Genomic DNA, 21,741 nt, shown 5'->3' on the forward strand with positions numbered 1-21,741 from the left:
GCGGTCGGCGCGTCGTCAATGCCTGTGCTTGCAGAGTTGCGTGACCGTCGTCAGGAAGAGCGCCGTGCCTACTGGTTTGCGCAGACTGGCAGTCCAGTTCTTCGCTTCGCCGTCGGGCGGCGCTACGGCGGAATGGATCAGAACGGGCACCCCAGCAAGCTGCGGCATCGCTTTCAAACGGCGGCACAGCTCGGCGCCGTCCATGACCGGCATCATCCAGTCGGTGATAATCAGGTCGGGAACGTGAGATGCAGTACACGCGATCGCCTCGGCACCATTGCTCGCGCAACCCACCGCATAGCCCTCGCCTTCGAGAATCAGGCGCCATGCCGCCAGGATGTCCGGCTCGTCATCCACCAACAGGATCGAATGCATAAGGGACCGTCGCGTCAACGCTTCGTGCGCGTCTAGCGACGACGCCGCAACAAGTGTTCCTTGCGCGGCAAATGCGGCGATAATGAACCGGACTTTCGGCTGCGGCGGCGCGCGTTTCGACGCGCAGGAGCGAAGCGCCCGCCAGCCGGGCCTCTGATTCATTCCGGCCAAACGCAGGTTTTCACCGAGGCGCAGGCAGAAGGTATTCATGTGCTGCCTGTCTGGTGGGTTCGAGCGTACGCATGTTGTAGAAACTTCATACCTACCCCCATCATGACCGACACACACGAGAGCCCGCTGCGCAATTTTTCCGACTTCATCCGCACGGAGCGAACCCGCTTCACCGAGCAATGGATGAATGCCGTTGCCAGCGATGTCGATCTCGTCGAAGCCGACAAGCTCACTTACCAGCAACTCGTCGATCATCTGCCGGAACTACTAGACGGTCTTTGCGCGGCGCTCGATAGCGAAGATCTCGAACGTGTCGAAACATCGATCGAGCGCAATGCGAAAAAGCACGGCAAAGTACGTTGGCGTCAGGGCTACCGCATCGAGGAACTCGTGCGCGAACTCGATCTGTTTCAGCAGGTGCTCGACGATGCGCTCGAAGAATTCGCCGCGCAAGACAGCAGCTTCACACGCCGTCACGAGAGCCGCGCACGGCGCTTGATCGCCGAAGCGTTCAGCATGGTGTCGTACACGTCGATCAAGGAAGTGGTGAGTGAACGTGACCGCAAGATCGACGAGTACACCGGCAGACTCGAACGCGCGAACCACGAACTGACCTTGAAGCAACGGCTCGTGAGCGACCTCTACGAATCGCGGATGCAGATCACGCGCAGCGTGGCGCACGACCTGCGCAATTTCCTGAATGCGTTTTCGATCGCGCTGCAACTGATCGCACGCGCGCCGTCGAAAGCGGATACCGCGTTGGCGCTGGCGAACCGGCAAGCCGCCGACATGAAACAGCTCGTCGACGAGATGGTCGAGTACGCGGTCATGCTCGGCGATGGCGCGCCGCTCGCGCTCGAACAGGTGGACCCGCGCGAGCTTTATGACGAACTCGTCGCGTCCTCGCGTCCGCTGATCGAAGCCAAAGGGCTGAAGTTGCAGGCGTCGTACGATCCGGCACTGCAGGCGGTCACGTCCAATCGCCTCAAGCTGAAACAGATCGCGGTCAATCTGTTGTCCAACGCGAGCAAGTACACGAAGTCGGGACAAGTCGAACTTCACTTCGCGATGGCCGGCGCCGGGCACTGGTCGTTACGCGTGTCGGATACCGGCGTGGGGATCGCGGCCGCGGACGCGGACCGGGTGTTCGACGAATTCGAGCGCGCCGCGGGCGAGGATGTGCCGGGCACGGGTCTCGGTCTCGCGATCGTCAAGGAGCTGTGCCGCTTGTTGAACGGGCAGATCCATTTCGTGTCCCGCGAGGGTGTGGGAACCACGTTCGAAATCCGCTTTCCCGTGGTGCTCGAAGCGCAGCAATGAGATCGATGCGGCGGCGATCTTGCGCCGCATGCGTTCCGTTAAACTGCTCGAAGTCAACGCGCAGCAGACGCTGCTGCCGCATCGAAACAGTTGCCGGAGACGTGTGCATGATCCACATCGAAGCCGCGCGATTCCCGGAACAGCTTGAAGCGGTCCGGACCATCTTCCGTGAATACGCCGAGAGTCTGGGTATCGATCTCAGCTTTCAGAACTTCGACTCCGAACTCGCCGACTTGCCCGGCAAATTCGCCGCGCCGCGAGGCCGCGTGCTGCTCGCTTATGACGATGAAGCCGTCGTCGGCTGCGTGGCCTTGCGGCCTCTCGATGAAACGACGTGCGAGATGAAACGCCTTTATGTTCGTCCGCCGGGTCGCGGTTTGCAGATCGGCAAGCAACTGGCGACGCTGATTTGCGCGCTGGCGAGAGAGTCGGGATATCGGCGTATCCGGCTCGATACCCTGCCGACTATGCACGCGGCGTTGCGGCTTTACGCGTCGCTCGGGTTCGAACCGATTCCGGCTTATGTGTTCAATCCGATTGCCGGCGCGATATTTCTGGAGTGCGATCTGACGCGTCAGGAAGATCAGTTAGCGTAGGCACGTGGCGCTTCGTGCTGGTGAACGCCCGGCCCATTTACCGTGATGCCTGCCCGCTTCGGCTGATCGGCAGGCATTCGTTCATTGCGCCGCGCGTATCGCTCAGTCCGCGCACGACCACCTCGGATGATTTGCCGTCACGCCTCGCCAGTTCAGCGAGATCGAGCAATGCAGCATAACGGGCCGAACAGCCTTGCGATGCCTCGGGCTCGCGATCCGCGTGAAGCCCGGGCACGTGAGTGAAGAATCCGCTCATCGCCGCAGTCGCACTCAACGCAACGATGAGCGCCGCCAGAGCACCTGCTTTATAAACAACGCGCAGTGGCGCCACCGCGCAACGCGAGCGGCGCGCCGCGTCGCTCGCATTGCTGCCCTGCGTTTCGAACACCGCTCGACGGACTCGCATGGCCGCGCCCATCATGCCCAGTGCGCCGGTACCCAGACACGCCCGACCCAGTGGCCTGGGACCCACACGACCGCGCGCGGCGCCGGCGCGACATACACGGCACGCGGGGCGACATACACAGCCCGCGGTGCGGGCGGCGGTGCATAGACTACCGGCGGCGTGACCACGACCGGCTTCGGCGCAACATAGGCGACCGGCGGCGCTACCACGACCGGCGGCGGAACGTAGGCGACCGGCGGCGTCACCACAACCGGCGGCGGAACATAAGCAACCGGCGGCGTCACCACAACCGGCGGCGGCGGAACATAAGCAACCGGCGGCGGCACCACCACCACCGGCTTCGGCGCCACGACAACCGTCGTACCACCGGTCGCGACGACACCGCTCGTCACCACCGTCCCGCTCGTCGTCACCGTGTTGCTGTGCGTGCCGGTCACGCTGGCCGAAGTCGTGACGACGCCCGGCGCGACTCGCGTAGCCGTGCCGGCGTGATAGACGCTCCCGCCATCCGGGCCCGTCACCGTGCCCGAGCGTGCGCAGGTCGAGCCGGCGCAACTGGTCGATGCGGAATGATCGACCGTGTTGCCGTTCGAGCCCGTGATCGACCCCGACGACGAATACTGGCCCGGCGCGGTCTTCGTCACATTGCCGGAGGTGGTGGCCGTCTTGCCGTCCGGCCCGGTCAGCGTGCCGGTGTGCGAGCAGGTGCCGCCGGCGCAGCTGGTATCGCCCGCGTGCTGCACGGAGTTGCCGTAGCGGCCGGTCGCGGTGCCCGAATTCGAGAACTGGCCCGGCGCATTGCGCGTCACCGTGCCGGTGTTGCTCGCAAAGCCGCCATACGGGCCGGCGACGCCGCCCGCATGCGAGCAGCTGCCGCCGCCGCATGAGCCGTAACGCGCGCCGTTGTACGTGCCGTGCGACGTGTACGCCGTGCCATGCTGCGACCACGCGAACGCCGAGGCGCTGCCGAGCGCGAACACGGCGACGGTTGCACTGAGAACGAGCTTGCGCAGCGCGCCGCGCGTCGATGAAAGTGATGCCGATGACGCAACACAGGCGGCGTTGGCCGGGGCGATGAACGAATGATTTTTCACGGTATGTCCTTGCTGGGTTCGGGCCACTCGTGTCACTGCTGCGTGGCGACAGACGGACTATAGAAGGACGTGCCGGTTAAATCAGCAACGAAGATATGTCACCTTGTTTCATCCCGGCAGAGGTCCGCTGGACAAGGGTTTGCGGGCAATTTGCGGCGGCCGTGACATATCTCGACATAGATTGTTGCGGGCCGGAAAGGTGCCCCGCACTCGACGCCTTACGTGCTCCGCGCTGGCCGCATGCGCATGCAAACGCGGGCGCGGGCGCGAGTTGTTCAGAACGGTCCGCGGCTCGCAAGGTGCGCGTATTCGGTCCTCAGCGCGGCGATGCGTCGCCGGTACGCGGCGCGCAGGCACGACTCGTCGCGGCCGCAGGCTTGCCGCGACTTCAGCCATGCCTGCTGTTCGTCCTGCATGTCGCCACGCGTGCCCATCGCGACCAGGCCCGTTAGCATCTGAAAGCGCACGGCCATCTCGACATCCATCTCGCTCAGTTGCCGGGATGCGCAGATCGTTCTTTCGTCCGGCAAGCGCGCGCGGGTGCAATCGAAACTGGCGGAGAACGCCGACCCCGCACTGAACGTGATCGTCATCCACAGCACAAATTGCCAGCGTCGGTTGATCCTGTGATTGCGGTGTCTGCTCATCGTCGCTCCCTGTTCGCTGCGCGTCGCCGTGAATCTGCCCGCATGGACGCTCGCTCGTCAAGCAGCGCCATGCACGCTCATGCAAAGCCGGGGCATTGCATAGCACCCTCGCCGCTCACGTTATCGCATGCACGCATGCCACATTTTGATTGACAAGCCATGCGGCAAAACGGCACACTCGATTCCATGTTGACGCACACCTCCATCGCCATTGCGAAAAATCACCCGATGCGAGCCACTATCGGCTGGCCATTGGGAGCATGTGCGCGTTAGCAGTCTGAATCTGCGAAACAAGACCCCAAGGCCCCGCCGGTAACGGAAGGGGCCTTTTGTTTTGTGGGCGCCTCCGTCCGCCGGCTCGATAACGGAGAGCAAGATGGATCAGGCAAGCCCGCAATGCATGGATGACGACTCAAGTCAGGCTCAGTATCAGCAGGACGAGTGTCTGCCGAAAGTAGTGCTGCATTTCCCCGTGATGTCAGGCGCAACGCTAACCTGGCGTGTCGAAGCCGACAGCACGCTCGCGGTACAGGGCGCGCGCGTCTGGCTCACACGCGTCAGTTCGCCTTACGATCACTGGCTCGCGCCGGGCGCGGAGTTCCGGCTGCAACGCGGCGAGCGCGTATGGATCAGCACCGACGGCGAACAGGGCGCGCGCGTGTCGTTGAGCAGCGCGCTGCCCGCGCGACGCGGGATGATCGGACGCTGGCTGGGATGGCTCGCATGGTCGAGTATCGGAGCGCCCGTGACGCGTTAGCGCAGCGCGTGATCGTGCGTCGGCCGATCGTTCGTTGCAGGCATCGGAAACGAGAGCCGGCACCCCTGCGATCAGGGGTGCTTCCGCATTCTGAATTCTGGACTCCGATCGACTCGCTCACTGCCCCGCAGGCGTGATCTGCACCGCCGCTGCCGACACGAACACCGCATGAATCGTATCGCCCACCTTGATGTCCTTCAGATCGACATCAGGACCGGCTTCGAGTGTTTGCGTCTGATAAGCACCGCGCAACGTGACGAGCCGCTTCTTGTGATCGATCTTCTCCACGGTGGCGAGCACTTCGGTCTGGCGCGTCGACTCGAAACCGCTCGAGGCGGGCGTATACACCTCCTTGTCGACACGCTTGCGAATCCCCTTGTCCGCGCCGCTCACCTTCTCGGCTTTCGTGAGCAGCGCGTTCTTGTAGAGCACGTCGACCCGGTCGCCCACTTTCAGCTGATCGAACCCGTCGACCTGCTGCCCCACCAGCACGACCACTGTGTTGCCGCCCGCCCCCTTCAGCGTGAGCGCGCGAGTGCCGGCATCGACCCCGGTGATCTCTGCCTTCATGTGCACCGACTGCACTGCGCTGAGCACGCCCTGCGCGGTACTCGCCATCTCGCCTTGCGCCCACCCCGGCTGAGCTGCGGCAAGCGCCGCGACCATCACCAGTGCATGCATCGTCGCTGCCTTCATTTGCGCTCTCCTTGAGAAAGTGTTCAACGCCAGCCATGCTGGCCTCGACAGGACAACCTTCTTCAAACGTATCGCGCGAACGATTCTACGCGGCCGATGGCACGCAGCGAGTCCACCCCGGCGACCCCTACGCGGCAACCATGCGGCACCAAACGAAACAGCCCCATCGCACGAGCGATGGGGCTGTTCAAGAGGCGTGGCAAAACAGAAGCGCCGGCGACGGCGCCTCACGCTAAATCATCACACGCGCTCGATGGCGATCGCGATGCCCTGGCCGACGCCGATACACATCGTGCACAGCGCAAAACGGCCTTGCGTGCGATGCAGTTGATACATCGCGGTCGTCACGAGACGCGCACCGCTCATACCGAGCGGATGGCCCAGTGCGATCGCGCCGCCGTTCGGATTCACGCGAGCGTCGTCGTCGGCGACGCCGAGTGCGCGCAGCACCGCGATACCTTGCGAAGCGAACGCCTCGTTCAGCTCGATCACGTCGAACTGGTCGATGGTCATGTTCAGGCGCGCCAGCAGCTTTTGCGTGGCGGGCGCCGGGCCGATGCCCATCACGCGCGGCGCGACGCCGGCCGTGGCGATGCCCAGCACGCGAGCGCGCGGCGTGAGGCCGAAGCGCTTCGCGGCGTCTTCATTAGCGAGCAGCAGAGCCGCCGCGCCGTCGTTCACGCCCGACGCGTTGCCCGCCGTCACCGTGCCGTCCGGACGCACCACGCCCTTGAGCTTGGCGAGCGTTTCAAGGCTGGTCTCACGCGGATGCTCGTCTTGCGACACCGTGATCGGATCGCCCTTCTTCTGCGCGATCGTCACGCCGACGATTTCCTGCGCCAGCGTGCCGTCGCGTTGCGCGCGAGCGGCCTTCTGCTGGCTGCGCAGCGCGAACGCGTCCTGGTCGGCGCGGCTGATGTTGTAGTCGGTCGCGACGTTTTCGCCGGTCTCGGGCATCGAGTCGACGCCGTACATCTTTTTCATCAGCGGGTTGACGAAGCGCCAGCCGATTGTCGTGTCGTGAATGTCGGCCTGGCGCGAAAACGCGCTGGTCGCCTTGCCCATCACGAACGGCGCGCGGCTCATGCTTTCGACGCCGCCCGCCACCATCAGCGCGGCCTCGCCCGACTTGATGGCGCGCGCGGCGATGCCGACCGCGTCCATGCCCGAGCCGCACAGGCGGTTCACTGTCGAGCCCGGCACGCCTTGCGGCAGGCCCGCCAGCAGCAGCGACATGCGCGCGACGTTGCGGTTGTCCTCACCGGCCTGGTTCGCGCAGCCATAGATCACGTCGTCGATCGCGTCCCAGTCGACGCTCTTGTTGCGCTCCATCAGCGCCTTGAGCGGCACCGCGCCCAGATCGTCGGCGCGCACCGACGACAGCGAACCCGCATAGCGGCCAATGGGGGTGCGAATCGCGTCGCACAGGAATGCTTCGGTCATGTGATGTCTCCAGTTGATGTGCTGCGTGCGCTGCGCCGTAACCGGCTCGCCGCTCTGACACTGGCGCGGGGCGGGATGCGCAAAAGCATCGGCCCGGTGGGCAAGAGGATAGCGACGGCACGGCAGCCGTCACGTCAGGGCAGCTTAGCGCAGGATCGGGAACGACGACCTCGAAATCGTCATTTGTTCTACATACGAACATACGGTCATATATCGAACAACCAGACTCGATGATAGGCGCGTGCGCGAAACCATGTCAAGCGCAGCCAGGCCCGCACCAGGGAATACGTGCAGGCCGTCGGGGTGGTGCAAAGCGTCGGACGAATCGCAAGCCCGCTGCGACGAGCGGGCGGCCCGGGGGGGCGGACGGTGTGAGAGCCGCCGCGCCGAGGTGCCAACGTGCCGGGCCGCTGGCCGGCCGTCGCCGGGACACCGGCACCAGCGTTGAGCGGAAGCGCATCAGCGAATCTCGATCCCCTCATCCGCGATATAGGCGCGGATCACATCCGCGAAACTCCGCTCGCCGCTCAGGCCCAGCTTTTCGGCGCGCGACGTGTCCCACCGCCCCGGCCAGCTGCCGACGATCTTCTCCACGCGCGCATCCGGCTCGCGCACGATCCGGTTCGCGACTTCGTCCCCGGCGACCTCGCGCAGCGCGGCGATCATCTCGTCGACGCTCACCGAAATCCCCGGCAGGTTCACCACGCGCTGGTTGCCGAGCGCAGCCGCGTCGAGTTCGAGTCCGGCGATCAGGCTCTCGATCGCCTTGCGCGGCGACAGCAGCCACAAGCGCGTCGAGCCCGCCACCGGACATACTGCCGTTTCACCGTTTAGCGGCTCGCGGATGATGCCGCTCGCGAACGACGATGCCGCCGCATTCGGCCGCCCCGGCCGCACGCTGATGGTCGGCAGGCGTACCACGCGGCCGTCGACGAAACCGCGCCGCGCGTAGTCGTTGAGCAGCAACTCCGCAATCGCCTTCTGCGCGCCATACGACGACTGCGGATTCAACGCGGTGTCGTTCTGCACGACCTCGGGCAGCTCGCCGCCGTAGACCGCAACCGAACTCGTGAACAGCACGCGCGGCCGATGCCCGCGCTGCCGGCACACGTCCAGCAAGAGACGCGACGCATCCAGATTGATGCGCATGCCGAGATCGAAATCCGCTTCAGCCTGGCCGCTGACGATCGCCGCCAGATGGAAGATCGCAGCGGTCTGGTCGTCGATCGCGCGTTCCAGCACGCTGCGCTCGGCGATGTCGCCTACCTCCGTGCGCACGCGGCTGTCGCCGAAGTCGCCGGCGCGCACCACGTCGAGCAGCACCAGTTCGGTAATCGCTTGCGGCGCGCCTTGCGGGTCCTTCAGGGAACCGCGCGCGAGCAGTTCACGTGCGAGGCGCTGGCCGAGAAATCCCGCGCCACCGGTAATCAGTACTTTCATGTCGGGTGTCCGTCGTAGTGAGTGGTTAGCGCTTAGCGTCCAGATACGGCTTGAGCCAGCCGAGGCCAGCCGACGTGGCCGCGCGCGGCCGGTATTCGCAACCGATGTAGCCGTCGTAGCCGAGCGAGTCGATCAGCTCCAGCAGATACGGGTAGTTCAATTCGCCGATGTCGGGCTCGTGCCGCTCCGGCACGCCCGCAATCTGGATGTGGCCGATGCCGGCCATATCGCGTTTGAGTTTCACCGCCAGATCGCCCTCGACGATCTGGCAGTGATAGCAGTCGAACTGCACCTTGAGATTCGGCGCGCCAACTTCCGCGCAGATCGCCTGCGCGTCGTCCTGACGGTTCAGGAAGAAGCCCGGCATGTCACGCGTGTTGATCGGCTCGATCACCACCATGATGTTCTCGGCCTGCGCGGCCTGCGCCGCGTGCGCGAGATTCTTCAGATACACGTCGCGATGTTTCGCGCGCGGCTGATCCGCGCCGATCAGCCCGGCCATCACATGCAGCTTGCGATTGCCGAGCACGCGCGCGTATTCCAGCGCGGTCTCGAAGCTGCGGCGGAACTCGTCTTCGCGGCCCGGCAGCGAAGCGATGCCGCGCTCGCCGCCGGCCCAGTCGCCGGGCGGCGCATTGAAGAGCGCCTGCGTCAGGCCGTGCGCGTCGAGCCGCGCTTTCAACTCGCCGGCGCGGAAATCGTACGGAAATAGATATTCGACCGCTTCGAAGCCGTCTTTCGCGGCAGCGGCGAAACGGTCGAGGAAAGCGTGCTCGTTGTACATCATCGTCAGGTTGGCGGCGAAACGCGGCATGGCGGCAACTCCTTGAAAGCGGTGTGATCCGGCGCGCGGCGCGAGCAATGACTGCCTGCGCCGCGCGTCAATGTCGATTTAGCGGTTGACCAGCTTCGCCGGCGTGAGCCAAGTGGCGATCGCGCCGATCACCAGCATCCCGGCCAGCACATACATACCGGTCTGCGTGCTGTGCGTGAGGTCCTTCAGATAGCCGATCATGTACGGGCTCGCGAAACCCGCGAGATTGCCGATCGAATTGATGATTGCGATGCCGGCCGCGGCGCTCGCGCCCGACATAAACGCGGTGGGCAGCGACCAGAACAGCGGCGCGCAGGTCAGCACGCCGGCTGCGGCGAGCGACAGAAACGCGATCGACACCACCGTGTTATCCGCGAACGAGGCGGCCACCGTGAAGCCGATTGCGCCGAACAGCGCCGGCACGATCAGATGCCAGCGACGCTCGCGGCGCTTGTCGGCGCTATGCCCCATCACGTTCATCACGACGATCGCGCACAGAAACGGAATCGCGCTTAGCAGACCGATATTGAACGCGCCGCTCACGCCGGTCGACTTGACGAGCGTCGGCATCCAGAACGTCAGCCCGTATTGCCCGGTGACGAACGCGAAATAGATCAGCGACATCCACCATGTGCGCGGATCGCGGAACACCGCGCCGAGCGAATGCTTGTGGGTCTTTTCCTGCGGCTGCGCGGCGGCGATTTCATCGGTGAGCAGGCGCTTCTCGCGTTCGGTCAGCCACTTCGCGCCGGCGATGCCGTTGTCGAGATACAGGATCGTCGCGATACCGATCGCGATTGCGGGAATCGCTTCGATCATGAACATCCATTGCCAGCCCGCAAAACCCGAGCTCTCATGGAGCGCCTGCATGATCCAGCCGGACAGCGGATTGCCGAAAATGCCCGACACCGGAATCGCCGACATGAATACCGCGATGATCTTCGCGCGCCGATGCGACGGAAACCAGTAGGTCAAGTACAGGATCACGCCCGGATAGAAACCGGCTTCGGCCAGACCCAACAGGAAGCGCAGCAGATAGAACTGCATCGGCGTCTTCACGAACACGAACAGCGCCGACATCAGTCCCCACGTGATCATGATCCGCGCGATCCAGATACGCGCGCCGAGCTTGTGCATCAGAATGTTGCTCGGCAGCTCGAACAGGAAGTAGCCGATGAAGAACACCCCGGCGCCCAGCCCGAACACCGTTTCGCTGAACGCGAGATCCTGCGACATCTGCAGCTTGGCGAAGCCGACGTTGACGCGGTCTAGATACGCGACCACGTAGCACAGCATCAGAAACGGCACGATACGCCAGAACACTTTTTTGTAGGTGCGTTCAACTTCGGCGGCGCCGGGCTGCGCCGCGTCAGCGGCAACGGGACGGCTGGCTGCGGTCTGATACGAACTCATGCATTGTCTCCTTCCATGAATAGCCGGATGCGCGCCGGGGGCGGCATGGCTTCGTTGTGTCGGGGTTCTACCAGCGCGCGCCGAACACTGCGCGCAGTTCTTCGATGGCGGTTTCGTCGAGCGGCGCGGGACGCGGATTCGTCATCAGCCACAAGCGCGCGGTCTCTTCGAGTTCTTCGAGCGCGTAAGAGGCCTGCGCGACGGAGCGCTCCCACACCACCGGGCCGAGACGTTCCAGCAGCACCGCGCGCACGCGGTCGGCGAGCGCGGCGATCTGCGCGGCCACTTGCGGATCGCCGGGACGGCTGTAGCGAATCAGCGGGACGTGGCCCACTTTCATCACGTAGTACGGCGTGAGCGGCGGCAGCACGTCCGTCTCGCTCCACACACCGGCGAGCGTCAGCGCGACCAGATGCGTCGAATGCGTATGGACGATGCCGCGCGCCTCGCTGTTGCGCGCATAGATGCCGCGATGAAGCGCCAGCGTTTTCGACGGCTTGCCGCCCGACACCGCGTTGCCGTCGAAGTCGACCTTGGCGATATCGGCGGGATCGAGGCGGCCGAGACAGGCGTCGGTGGGTGTGATCAGCCAGCCGTCGTCCAGACGCGCGCTGATATTGCCGGCGGTGCCCACCGTATAGCCGCGCTGATGCAGGCTCGCGCCATTCACGCAAATTTCCTCGCGTACCCGGGCCTCGCTGGTCGTGTGGAGTGCGGGCCCGGCGCTCATGGCGCGACTCCGTCGAGATGACGCAATGCCTTGTCGAAGAAATCGGTCGTGCCGAAGTTGCCCGACTTCAGCGCGAGCGCGAGCGGCTCGGCGCCGGTCGTCGCCGTGGCCGGCACGCCCGGATCGATCTGCGCGCCGATGCGCAGCGTGCGCACGTCGAGTGCCTGCACCACCGCACCTGAGGTCTCGCCACCCGCCACCACGAACTTGCGCACGCCGCGTTCGCGCAAGCCGCGCGCGATCGACGCCAGCGTAGCTTCGACCAGATGCCCCGCTTCGTTGACGCCGAGTTCGCGCTGCACCGCCTTGACTTCGTCGGGCGTGGCGGTCGCGTAGATCAGCACGGGCTCGGCTCGTTCGAGATGCGTCTGCGCGAAGGCCAGTGCCTGCTCGACGACGGCTTCGCCGCGCGCGGCCGCGAGCGGATCGATGCGAAACGCCGGCCGGTTCGCGCGCCATGCCGCCACCTGCGCGTTGGTCGCTTTCGACGCACTGCCGGCCAGCACCGCCGACAAGCCTTCGACGCGCGGCAACTGCGCGGCGTCGCCCTGCTCCGCGAGCAGACCCGCGCGCCGGAAGTTGGCCGGCAAGCCCAGCGCGACGCCAGAGCCGCCCGTGATCAGCGTGAGGTCTGCGCAAGCTTCGCCGAGCGCATGGAGATCGGCGTCGGACACCGCGTCGGCGATCGCCATACGCACGCCGTCGCCGCGCAACGCATCGAACGCCGCGCGCACGCTCGACACCCCCTTGGCCACCGCGTCGTAACGCACGAGGCCGACTTTCGACTGCGTCTGACGTTGCAGCACGCGCACGAGGTTCGCATCGCGCATCGGCGTGAGCGGATGGTTCTCCATCCCCGACTCGTTGAGCAGCACGTCGCCGACGAACAGATGGCCGCGAAAGATCGTGCGGCCGTTCTCCGGAAATGCCGGGCAGGCGATCGTGAAAGCACTGGCATGACCGTCGGCGGCCAGCGCATCGAGCAACGCATCGGTCACCTGGCCGATGTTGCCCGCGTCGGTCGAATCGAAAGTCGAGCAGTACTTGAAGAAGAATTGCCGGCACCCTTGCGCGCGCAGCCAGTCGAGCGCGGCGAGCGATTGCGCGATGGCGTCGGCAGCGGGGATCGTGCGCGACTTCAGCGCGACCACCAGCGCGTCGGCCTCGAGCGTTTCGTTCGACTCCGGCACGCCGATGGTCTGCACCGTGCGCATGCCGCCGCGCACCAGCATATTGGCGAGATCGGTCGCGCCGGTGAAGTCGTCGGCGATGCAGCCGAGCAGCGCGCGTTTCGTGTTAGCCGTCATGGCCTGCTCCTCGCTTACTTCGCCGCCGGCACGTCGATGCCGGGGAAAATCTTGATCACCGCCGAATCGTCCTCGCCGCCGTGACCGGCCGTGGACGCCATCATGAACATCTGATGCGCGGCCGCCGACAAAGGCAGCGGGAATTTCGAGCGGCGCGCGGTATCGAGCACGAGCCCGAGATCCTTGACGAAAATATCGACCGCCGACAACGGCGTGTAATCGCCGGCGAGAATGTGTGGCACGCGGTTCTCGAACATCCACGAATTGCCGGCGCTGTGCGTGATCACGTCGTACAGCGCGTCGGGATCCACGCCTTCGCGCAAGCCGAGCGCCATCGCCTCGGCGGCCACCGCGATATGCACGCCGGCCAGCAACTGGTTGATGATCTTCACCTTCGAGCCCGCGCCATGCGCCGAGCCGAGGCGATAAACCTTGCCGGCCATCGCGGCCAGCACGTCCTCGCAGGCGGCATAGGCCACCGCGGGTCCGGACGTCATCATCGTCATCTCGCCGGAGGCGGCGCGCGCCACGCCGCCCGAGACCGGCGCGTCGAGCATCTGCAAACCGGCCGCCTCGACCCGTTTGCCGAGTTCGATCGCGAAGTCCGGCGCGACCGTCGCGCTCGCGATCACCACGCCGCCCGGCTTCATCGCGGCAAGCGCACCCTGCTCGCCGCACAGCACGGCTTCGGTTTGCGCGGCGTTCACCACCAGCGTGACGACCACGTCGCATTGCGCGCCGAGTTCGGCGGGCGTCGCGCAACCTACGCCGCCTTCGGCGACGAACGCCTGCAGCACCTCGCGGCGCAGATCGCACGCGTGGACCCGAAAGCCCGCGCGCAACAACGAGCGCGCGACACCCAGGCCCATTGCGCCCAGACCGATGACACCGACATTTCTCGACATGCTTGTCCTCTCAAGATTCGTTATGCGTTGTTGCGCCCGTTCACTTCATCCGTTCACCGGACGCAACCCGCGCACCCGCCCGGCTCAGCAAATGCCCGCTTCCGCGAGCCGCCGCGCGGCGTTGTACATATGGGTTTGCGCCGCATTGCGCGCGGCCATCGGGTCGCCCGCGCGAATCGCGGCGGCGATGGCCGCGTGCTCTTCGCGCACCTGGCGGGAGAAGTCCTCTCGCAATGCTTCATTGCGGCGCGTGACGACCGTGCCCGCTTCCAGGTACTGATTCAGGAACGTGAGCGTTTTGAGGAAATACGGATTGCCGGTGGCCGCCGCGATCGCGCGATGGAACGCGACGTCTTCGGCGACGCCGTCCTCGCCTTCGGCCACCGCCTGTTCGATGCGCGCGAGCGCCGCATCGATCGACGCCATGTCGGCGTCGCTGCGGCGCATCGCGGCTTCCGACGCCACCTCGGCTTCGATCGCGCGGCGCAGCGCGAGAATCTGCACCACCGAGCCGGGCTCGACCGCCTCGGCGTAATCGATGCGCAACGGCCGGATCGCGCCGTGCGCCGCGATGAACACGCCGCTGCCCTGGCGCGGCTCGACCACGCCCTCGTTCTTCAGCCGCGAGATCGCCTCGCGGATCACCGTGCGGCTCACGCCGAACTGCTGCGCGAGCACGGCTTCGGTCGGCAGCTTGCCACCGCGCTCGAAGGTGCCTTTATCGATCTGCTTGAGCAGCTGCTGCGCGACGGTGTCGCTCAACGCCCGCGCAGGAATCTTGTCGAACATCGATGCCTCGATTGATCATGTTATCGGGTCATCATACAAATTTAAGATGCGCTCGGCATCCGCGCAAACCCTGGGAGGTGCGAGCAATTTTGCGTTAAGTTGGCGAAACAGAAGGCTTAAGCTATCGTCACGCCTTTGCGCAGCAGCGCGTCGCGAGAATCGGCGCGGGCGCCGGCGCAGTTCCCGAACGCATCCTTCAAGGCCCATGAGCAAAGCCCTGCCGCCGTCTTCCGCCGTTCCCGTCAGCGCCGAACCGGCCCCGGACAAACCGGGCGACTCGTATGTGCAGTCCTTCGCGCGGGGGCTCGCGGTGATTCGCGCGTTCGACGCGACGCGCCCCGAACAGACGCTCACCGATGTCGCCGCCGCGACCGGCCTCACCCGCGCCGGCGCGCGCCGCATTCTGCTGACACTGCAAACGCTCGGCTACGTGGAAGCCGAGGGGCGGCTGTTCCGCCTCACGCCGAAGATTCTCGACCTGGGCTTCGCGTATCTCACCTCGATGCCGTTCTGGAATCTCGCCGAGCCGGTGATGGAGCAACTGTCGGCGCAGGTGCACGAGAGCTGCTCGGCGGCCGTGCTCGACCGCACCGAGATCGTCTACGTGCTGCGCGTGCCGACCCACAAGATCATGACCATCAACCTGTCGATCGGCAGCCGGCTGCCCGCGTATTGCACGTCGATGGGCCGCGTGCTGCTGGCCTCGCTCGACGACGAGACGCTCGACGCGACCCTCGGCTCGACGCCGCTCTACGCGCACACGCCGCGCACCGTCACCGACAAGGAAGAGCTGAAGAAGCTGATCGCGCAGGTGCGCCGCCAGGGCTGGGCGATCGTCGATCAGGAACTGGAAGGCGGGCTGATTTCGCTGTCCGCGCCGATCCGCAATCGCCAGGGACGCGTGATCGCCGCGATGAACATCAGCGGCAACGCGCAGCGCAATTCGGCGAAGCAGATGGTGAAGGCGTTTCTGGAGCCGTTGCAGCAGGCGGCGCAGACGGTGTCGGAGATGGTGGCGCGGCGCGGGTGATCAAAGCGCGAGCGGGCATCGCGGCCCGCTCACGAAGCTTCAGTTGCGCGCTTCATCACCGCTCAATCAATCGCCTTGTTCGCGGTCTCCTTGAGCATCGAGACCGCGATCAGCGACACCACCACGCACGCCGCCACATATCCGGCCGGCGCGAGCTTGCTGCCGGTCAGCCGGATCAGCCACGTCGCGACCAGCTGCGCGGTCCCGCCGAACACGCACACGCTCAACGCATAAGCGATCGAGATGCCAGTGGCGCGCACGCGTCGCGGAAACGACTCGCACATCAACGCGAATTCCGACGCCGACCCCATCGAATAGAACAGCAGCATCAGCGCGGTCAGCGATATCACGACCGATAGCTGCGGGAAGCGGTTCATCAGCATGAAGGCCGGAAACAGCAGCAGCACCAGCACGCCACGACCGAACAGGATCGGCCGCTTGCGGCTGCCTATCCGGTCGGAAAGCATGCCGAACAGCGGACACGTGACCAGCATCACGAAGCCCGACGCGACGCCGACCAGCATCGACAGCGACATCGGCAGGCCGAGCGTGTGGATCGCGTAGGTCGGCATGTAGAACGTGAGGATGTACGTGGAGACCGTGCCGCCCATCACCGTCAGCGTGATCAGCACGAGCGCACGCAGATGCGCGGTGAACAGTTCGTGCAGCACGCCGCGCTCGATCGCGTGGGCGTGCGCGGCGGATGCGTCGTCGGCGAGGCGGCGGCGCAGATAGATGCCGACCGGCGCGATCAGCACGCCGATCAGAAACGGCACGCGCCAGCCCCAGCTTTCCAGCGCTTCCTTCGACAACGCCGCCGACAGCGCGGCCGCCACGCCCGCGCCCATTAGCGCCGCGCCGCCTTGCGTCGCCAGCTGCCAGCTCGCGCGGAAACCGCGCCGCGTGCCGCCGCCCTGTTCCAGCAAGGTGGAAGTGGCCGCGCCGAACTCGCCGCCCTGCGAGAAGCCTTGCACGAGGCGCGCGAACACGATCAGCAACGGCGCGGCGAGGCCGATGCTCGCATAAGTCGGCGTGATCGCGATCAGGCCGGTGCTCGCCGCCATCAGCATGATGGTCAGGTTGAGCCCGGCCTTGCGGCCCTTGCGGTCCGCGTACACGCCGAGCATCACGCTGCCGAGCGGCCGCGTGATGAAGCCCGCCGCGAAGGTCGCCACCGACAACAACAACGACGTGGTCGCGTCCGTCGACGGGAAAAACAGCCTGCCGATGATCACCGCGAAAAAGCCGTACACGGTGAAGTCGAAGAATTCGAGCCAGTTGCCGATCACCGCCGCGGCGACCGCGCCCCGGCTGGAGATCCGGCTGGCGCCGACGGCGTGGCTCGCATTGGTAGTGGTGTTCATCGCGTGGTCTTTCTTTTCGTTGTCGTGTCGGCCAGCTGCGGCGCGCAGCCGGCGCTGTTCACTACCGGTTCATCTGCGCCGTCACTGCCCCAGATACCGCTCCACCAGCCGCGCCCAGAACGCCGCGCCGACCGGCAGGTTGCGATCGTTGAAATCGTAGTGCGGGTTGTGCACCATGCAGGCGTCCTCGCCCGCGCCGTTGCCGATCCGCAGGAACGTGCCCGGCCGCTTCTGCAGCATGAACGCGAAATCTTCGCTGCCCATCAGGATGTCGGTCTGCGCGACCACCTTGTCGTCGCCGACCAGTTCGCGCGCCACCTGCACCGCGAAATCCGTTTCGGCATCCGAATTGATGACCACCGGATAGCCTTCGATGTATTCGACCACCGCCTTGCCGCCATAGCTTGCAGCCTGGGTTTCGGCCAGCTCGGTAATGCGCTTCTTCAGCAGCGCGCGCACTTCGGGGCTGAACGAACGCACGCTCAGTTCGAGTTTCGCGCTGCTCGAAATCACATTGTTCGCGGTGCCCGCGTGCATCGAGCCGACCGTCACCACCGCCGGCTGCGACGGATCGACGTTGCGCGCGACGATCGTCTGCAAGGCCATCACGATGCTCGCCGCGACCACGACCGGATCGACCGTCAGATGCGGACGCGCCGCATGGCCGCCGACGCCCTCGATCGTGATGATCGCCTTGTCGCCCGCCGACATGAACGGCCCCTTGCGGAACAGCAGCACGCCGGGCTCCGCGCCGGGATGGTTGTGCACGCCGAACACGGCGTCGCACGGAAAACGTTCGAACAGGCCGTCGTTGATCATTTTCAGCGCGCCGCTGTCAACGCCGCTTTCCTCGGCCGGCTGAAAGTACAGATGCACGGTGCCCGAGAAATTGCGGGTGGCGGCGAGATGTTGCGCGGCGCCGAGCAGCATCGTGGTGTGGCCGTCGTGGCCGCAGGCGTGCATCTTGCCGTGCGTGCCGCTCGCATACGGCAGACCCGTTTGCTCGACGATCGGCAGCGCGTCCATGTCCGCGCGAATACCGATGCTGCGCGGGCCGTCGCCTACCTTCAGCGTGCCCACCACACCCGTCTGGCCGACCCCGCGCGTGACCTGCCAGCCCCATTGTTCGAGCTTCTGCGCGACCAGCGCGCCGGTTTGCAGTTCCTCGTAGGCCAGCTCCGGATGGTGATGAATGTGCTGGCGAATCTCGCGCAGGCCCGGCGCGGCGGGCTCCAGGTCGGACACTTCGGTAAAACGCGCAGTAAAACGGTCGGCTTCGCTCATCTCGGTTGCTCCGGGGATTCAGGCCGCGCGGCACGCGGCAAACAGCCCAGCACTATAGCCACCCCATTTTGTTCGAATAAGATGCTATTTTTTTCACCCCGATTAACACGCTTTATATAGAGGATTACCCTCATGAAGCTGCAGCAGTTGCAGGCCTTCGTCGCAGCCGCGCATCACCGCAGCTTGCGGGCTGCCGCGCGCGAACTCGGCGTGACGCAACCGGCCGTCACGCATACGATTCGCGAACTGGAGAGCGCGCTAAACGCGGAATTGATGGTGCGCAGCGTGCGCGGGATCGAATTGACGGCGTGCGGACACGCGCTGCTGCCGCGTGCCGAGCAGTTGCTGGGCGACATGCGGCGCACGGTCGAAGCGGTCGAGCAGGTGAAGGGGGAACTGGCCGGCATGGTGAGCGTGGGCACGATGCCGTCGATCGCGCTCACCGCGCTGCCACATGCGGTGTCGAACTTTCGCCGGAAAATGCCGCTGGTGAATCTGCACCTGGAAGAAGTGACGATTCCCGACGCGCTCGCGCGTTTGCGCAACGGCGCACTCGACATCGCGGCGCTTCATCACGTGCAGGCGCTCGACAGCGATCTGGTGCAAGTGCCGCTCTACTCCACGCAGTTCGTCGTCGCGATGCGCGACGGGCATCCGCTCGCGAACGTCACGCGGCTGCACGAGCTGCTCGACGCGGAGTGGATCGCGACCGTCGGCACCGATCAGTTTCCGCACAGCGTGATGATGGCGATGTTCAACGCGCACGGCCTGCCGGTGCCGAAGCGCCTGGTGCGCGCGCCGTCGTCGTTCGCGGTGACGTTGGGGCTGGTCTCGCAGACCGATGTGATCGGCTGTTTTACGAGGCCGCTCGCGCAGATGGTCGCGCCGCTCGGCATCCGTGTCGCGCAGATCGAAGACGCACTGCCGAACTACGATCTCAGCATCATCTCGCGGCGTGATCTGCTGCCGACGCCGGCCGTGCAGCAGTTCGTGTCGTGTTTGCAGCAGGCAACGCGCGAGCGGATGGCGGCAGCCGACTAGTTCGGCTTACTGAACGACGGCGCGTTCCAGCAGAAACGCGACGAGTGCCTGTCCGGCGTCTTCGAGTTGGCCGGAGTTGTCGATAGTCGTGCAACGGACACTGTCGGGCAAGGCAAACGGCGCACGCCGCGCGAGCCGCGCCGCGACCTGCTCTGCCGATTCACGCGCCCGCGCGGCGAGACGTGCTTCGAGAATATGCGGCGCGGCATCCACGTGCACGACTTCGGTCTGCGGATAACGCGCCAGCGTATGCCGCACATGCTGACGGGAACCGTTGAGGACCACCGTGCAGCCGCTCGCCAGCCACGTGTCGAGTTCGATGCCGATGCCATAGCGCAGCGAATGGCTCGACCACTCCAGCGCGAACAGCCCCAGCACCGAACGCACCGCGAACTCCTCGACGCTCAATGCGACATGCGCTTCGCCGTGGCCACTCGGCCGCGTGATGTAGCGATGCGCAAACAGAATCGGCTCACCCATCAGACGCTTGCGCGCGAATTCCAGCAGCGAGTCCTTGCCCGCGCCGGACGGGCCCATCACATAGATCAAACGGCCTGACATCGTTATTTCACCTCGCGAGTCTGAAACGGCACACGCTGCCACAACACGAACGGCTCACCGGGCGACGGCTCGACGAAGAGCGCGGCGTGATCGACCGCGAGCGGGCCGAGCGTGGGCGTTTGCTGCCGCCACCACGCAACCAGCGCCGCGCGCTCGCCGGCGTCGGTGAGCGAACTGGACAGCGTCATATGAAAACGGAATTCGTCGAACACATACGGATAGCCCCATTTGACCAGCAACGCACGCTGCGGCTCGCTCAGCGGCGCGGCGAGCCGGCGCGCGAGATCGGCCGCCGACGGCCGCGCGCGCAAGGCGTCGAGTTTTTGCAGCGCGCTCGCCGCGAGCGCGCGCATGCTTGCTTCGCCTTGCTGATCCGCGGGACGCAGCGCGACAAAATCGCCGAGCGGCGCGGCTTGCACCGGCAAGCTGAGCGCCTGTTGCGTGAGCGCCCATGCCCGCGTCGCGGCCAGCAGGTCGTCTTGCGTCATACCGTCGGCGAGACGGAACGGCGCGACCAGCGTGCCATGCCAACCATAGCGGCGCGGTGCTTCGGTCAACTCCATCAGAGGACGCGTCAAGCCTTGCGGTTGCGGCGGCACGCATGCCTCGCCGCTTTGCGCATCGCGGCCGAGCCATACCGAGCCGGCGCGCCACCATGCAGACTCACGCGAGGGCGCGTAATACACGGCGAAACGCGCAGTGTCGCTCCAGACGGCGCCGCTCACAGGTCGTGCTCCACCAGCAGTTGCACGCGATCCGCCGCGAAATGCGTGAAGCCGTATTTGATCGGCGTGCCTTGCAGATCGACGTCGACGTTCTCGACCCACAGCACCGGTTGCTGACGGTTGATGTTCAAACGCCGCGCCACTTCCGGCTCGGGCAGCACGCTGCCGATACGGCTCCACTTGCGCAGATAGTCGGTCACGCCGAACTCGGCCATCGACTTGGTGATGCTGCCGGTGCGCTCCAGCACGTCGGGCAGATTCGCGAAACGCGCGGCGGGATACCAGTTGCGCGCGAACGTGAGCGGCACGCCATCGGACTCGTGCAGCGATTCGATCCGGTAGACCGCCGCGCCGGCCCGCAGACCGAGCGCCTTCGCGACGCCCGGCTCGGCCTTCACGCGCGTGGCCGACAGCATCGTGCCCGCCGCCGCGTGATGCTGCTGACGCAGGTTCTCTGTGAAGCGCGTGCGGCGGCCGATCGTATAGTCGATCGCGCCGGGCTGCACGAAGGTGCCACGCCCCTGTTCCACGCTGACGAGGCCCAGTGCGGCCAGGCCCAGCATGGCGCGGCGCACGGTGTGCCGGTTCACGTCGAAGCGTTTGGCGAGTTCGCCCTCGCTTGGCAAGCGGCCTTCTTCGCCGAATCCGCTCGCCGCGATCTCGGCCGCGAGAATCTGCTCGATCTGCCGCCAGACGGCAACGCCCGCGCCGCGTTCGAGCGTCGTGCCCGGCGTCGCGCTGTCGTTCGATGTCATGGTGCTGTCATTCCTATAGGTTCAAATCATCGCTATGACGAGCATTGTAGTGCGCAAGCCGTGATGGAAATGTGAAAC

At 65.6% G+C, this 21,741-nt stretch carries 23 protein-coding genes; 5 read left to right on the top strand and 18 right to left on the bottom strand.

Going from position 1 to position 21,741, the window contains the following annotated elements; translation table 11 throughout:
• Positions 1-15: 15 nt before the first annotated feature.
• A complete protein-coding gene (locus FVF58_RS52615) occupies positions 16-801 on the bottom strand; it encodes a response regulator (protein WP_246216998.1) in 786 nt (261 codons plus the stop codon).
• Here FVF58_RS52615 and FVF58_RS09790 point away from each other — a divergent pair.
• Together FVF58_RS09790 and FVF58_RS09795 are read left to right on the top strand one after the other, a co-directional pair.
• Positions 730-1,866 carry a sensor histidine kinase gene (locus FVF58_RS09790; protein ID WP_246216999.1) on the top strand — a complete coding sequence of 379 codons (1,137 nt, stop codon included), beginning with the start codon at positions 730-732 and terminating at the stop codon, positions 1,864-1,866. The two genes, FVF58_RS52615 and FVF58_RS09790, sit on opposite strands and share 72 nt — an antisense overlap.
• Positions 1,867-1,973: 107 nt before the next feature.
• A complete protein-coding gene (locus tag FVF58_RS09795) occupies positions 1,974-2,462 on the top strand; it encodes a GNAT family N-acetyltransferase (protein ID WP_149669703.1) in 489 nt (162 codons plus the stop codon).
• 37 nt (positions 2,463-2,499) lie between these two features.
• Here FVF58_RS09795 and FVF58_RS09800 read toward each other — a convergent pair whose 3' ends face one another.
• From FVF58_RS09800 to FVF58_RS09810, 3 genes are all read right to left on the bottom strand, one after another.
• Positions 2,500-2,868 carry a hypothetical protein gene (locus FVF58_RS09800; protein WP_246217000.1) on the bottom strand — a complete coding sequence of 123 codons (369 nt, stop codon included), beginning with the start codon at positions 2,866-2,868 and terminating at the stop codon, positions 2,500-2,502.
• Positions 2,869-2,879: 11 nt separating this feature from the next.
• Entirely contained in the window at positions 2,880-3,962 is a 1,083-nt protein-coding gene (locus FVF58_RS09805; RefSeq protein ID WP_149669704.1) for a hypothetical protein, read from the bottom strand.
• A 275-nt stretch (positions 3,963-4,237) separates the two neighbouring features.
• Entirely contained in the window at positions 4,238-4,609 is a 372-nt protein-coding gene (locus FVF58_RS09810; protein WP_223191140.1) for a lysozyme inhibitor LprI family protein, read from the bottom strand.
• Between the two features lie 376 nt (positions 4,610-4,985).
• Between FVF58_RS09810 and FVF58_RS09815 the strand changes: the two genes are divergently transcribed.
• Positions 4,986-5,366 (top strand): DUF2917 domain-containing protein, encoded by a 381-nt coding sequence (locus FVF58_RS09815; protein ID WP_149669705.1) that lies wholly within the window; start codon positions 4,986-4,988, stop codon positions 5,364-5,366.
• Positions 5,367-5,483: 117 nt separating this feature from the next.
• Here the strand turns inward: FVF58_RS09815 and FVF58_RS09820 are convergent, their stop codons facing one another.
• The 9 genes from FVF58_RS09820 to FVF58_RS09860 all read right to left on the bottom strand — a co-directional run bounded on the left by FVF58_RS09820 (position 5,484) and on the right by FVF58_RS09860 (position 14,903).
• Positions 5,484-6,062, bottom strand: coding sequence for a hypothetical protein (locus FVF58_RS09820; protein WP_149669706.1), 579 nt, complete (start codon positions 6,060-6,062; stop codon positions 5,484-5,486).
• 240 nt (positions 6,063-6,302) lie between these two features.
• Complete coding sequence (pcaF, locus tag FVF58_RS09825) at positions 6,303-7,505, bottom strand: 3-oxoadipyl-CoA thiolase (protein WP_149669707.1); 1,203 nt, start codon at positions 7,503-7,505, stop codon at positions 6,303-6,305.
• Between the two features lie 459 nt (positions 7,506-7,964).
• Positions 7,965-8,945 carry a D-erythronate dehydrogenase gene (gene denD, locus FVF58_RS09830; protein ID WP_149669708.1) on the bottom strand — a complete coding sequence of 327 codons (981 nt, stop codon included), beginning with the start codon at positions 8,943-8,945 and terminating at the stop codon, positions 7,965-7,967.
• A 25-nt stretch (positions 8,946-8,970) separates the two neighbouring features.
• Positions 8,971-9,759 carry a 2-oxo-tetronate isomerase gene (gene otnI / locus FVF58_RS09835; protein WP_149669709.1) on the bottom strand — a complete coding sequence of 263 codons (789 nt, stop codon included), beginning with the start codon at positions 9,757-9,759 and terminating at the stop codon, positions 8,971-8,973.
• A gap of 78 nt (positions 9,760-9,837) precedes the next feature.
• Positions 9,838-11,172: an MFS transporter gene (locus FVF58_RS09840; protein WP_149669710.1), complete on the bottom strand. Its 1,335-nt coding sequence runs from the start codon at positions 11,170-11,172 to the stop codon at positions 9,838-9,840.
• A gap of 67 nt (positions 11,173-11,239) precedes the next feature.
• Positions 11,240-11,902: a 3-oxo-tetronate 4-phosphate decarboxylase gene (gene otnC / locus FVF58_RS09845; protein ID WP_149669711.1), complete on the bottom strand. Its 663-nt coding sequence runs from the start codon at positions 11,900-11,902 to the stop codon at positions 11,240-11,242.
• Positions 11,899-13,209 carry a 3-oxo-tetronate kinase gene (gene otnK, locus FVF58_RS09850; protein WP_149669712.1) on the bottom strand — a complete coding sequence of 437 codons (1,311 nt, stop codon included), beginning with the start codon at positions 13,207-13,209 and terminating at the stop codon, positions 11,899-11,901. The genes otnC and otnK overlap by 4 nt, the downstream gene beginning before the upstream one ends.
• 14 nt (positions 13,210-13,223) lie before the next feature.
• Positions 13,224-14,114, bottom strand: coding sequence for an L-threonate dehydrogenase (gene ltnD / locus FVF58_RS09855; protein ID WP_149669713.1), 891 nt, complete (start codon positions 14,112-14,114; stop codon positions 13,224-13,226).
• An 84-nt stretch (positions 14,115-14,198) separates the two neighbouring features.
• Positions 14,199-14,903 carry a FadR/GntR family transcriptional regulator gene (locus FVF58_RS09860; RefSeq protein WP_149669714.1) on the bottom strand — a complete coding sequence of 235 codons (705 nt, stop codon included), beginning with the start codon at positions 14,901-14,903 and terminating at the stop codon, positions 14,199-14,201.
• A 205-nt stretch (positions 14,904-15,108) separates the two neighbouring features.
• On the opposite strand from FVF58_RS09860, the gene FVF58_RS09865 reads away from it, so the two are divergent.
• The gene (locus FVF58_RS09865; RefSeq protein WP_149669715.1) at positions 15,109-15,933 is read left to right on the top strand and encodes an IclR family transcriptional regulator; all 825 of its coding nucleotides are present in this window, start codon (positions 15,109-15,111) and stop codon (positions 15,931-15,933) included.
• A gap of 62 nt (positions 15,934-15,995) precedes the next feature.
• Here the strand turns inward: FVF58_RS09865 and FVF58_RS09870 are convergent, their stop codons facing one another.
• Positions 15,996-17,297, bottom strand: coding sequence for an MFS transporter (locus FVF58_RS09870; RefSeq protein ID WP_149669716.1), 1,302 nt, complete (start codon positions 17,295-17,297; stop codon positions 15,996-15,998).
• A gap of 81 nt (positions 17,298-17,378) precedes the next feature.
• Positions 17,379-18,581, bottom strand: coding sequence for a M20 aminoacylase family protein (locus FVF58_RS09875; protein WP_149669717.1), 1,203 nt, complete (start codon positions 18,579-18,581; stop codon positions 17,379-17,381).
• 132 nt (positions 18,582-18,713) lie between these two features.
• Here FVF58_RS09875 and FVF58_RS09880 point away from each other — a divergent pair, with 132 nt between their 5' ends.
• Complete coding sequence (locus tag FVF58_RS09880) at positions 18,714-19,622, top strand: LysR family transcriptional regulator (RefSeq protein ID WP_149669718.1); 909 nt, start codon at positions 18,714-18,716, stop codon at positions 19,620-19,622.
• A 6-nt stretch (positions 19,623-19,628) separates the two neighbouring features.
• On the opposite strand, the gene phnN is transcribed toward FVF58_RS09880, so the two are convergent.
• From phnN to phnF, 3 genes are read right to left on the bottom strand one after another with little or no spacing between them, the layout of a single operon-like run.
• A complete protein-coding gene (gene phnN / locus FVF58_RS09885) occupies positions 19,629-20,183 on the bottom strand; it encodes a phosphonate metabolism protein/1,5-bisphosphokinase (PRPP-forming) PhnN (RefSeq protein WP_149669719.1) in 555 nt (184 codons plus the stop codon).
• 2 nt (positions 20,184-20,185) lie between these two features.
• Positions 20,186-20,908: a DUF1045 domain-containing protein gene (locus tag FVF58_RS09890; protein ID WP_149669720.1), complete on the bottom strand. Its 723-nt coding sequence runs from the start codon at positions 20,906-20,908 to the stop codon at positions 20,186-20,188.
• Positions 20,905-21,663 (bottom strand): phosphonate metabolism transcriptional regulator PhnF, encoded by a 759-nt coding sequence (phnF, locus tag FVF58_RS09895; RefSeq protein ID WP_149669721.1) that lies wholly within the window; start codon positions 21,661-21,663, stop codon positions 20,905-20,907. The genes FVF58_RS09890 and phnF overlap by 4 nt, the downstream gene beginning before the upstream one ends.
• Between the last annotated feature and the right edge of the window lie 78 nt (positions 21,664-21,741).

The organism is Paraburkholderia panacisoli, from assembly GCF_008369935.1.
Taxonomy (GTDB): domain Bacteria; phylum Pseudomonadota; class Gammaproteobacteria; order Burkholderiales; family Burkholderiaceae; genus Paraburkholderia; species Paraburkholderia panacisoli.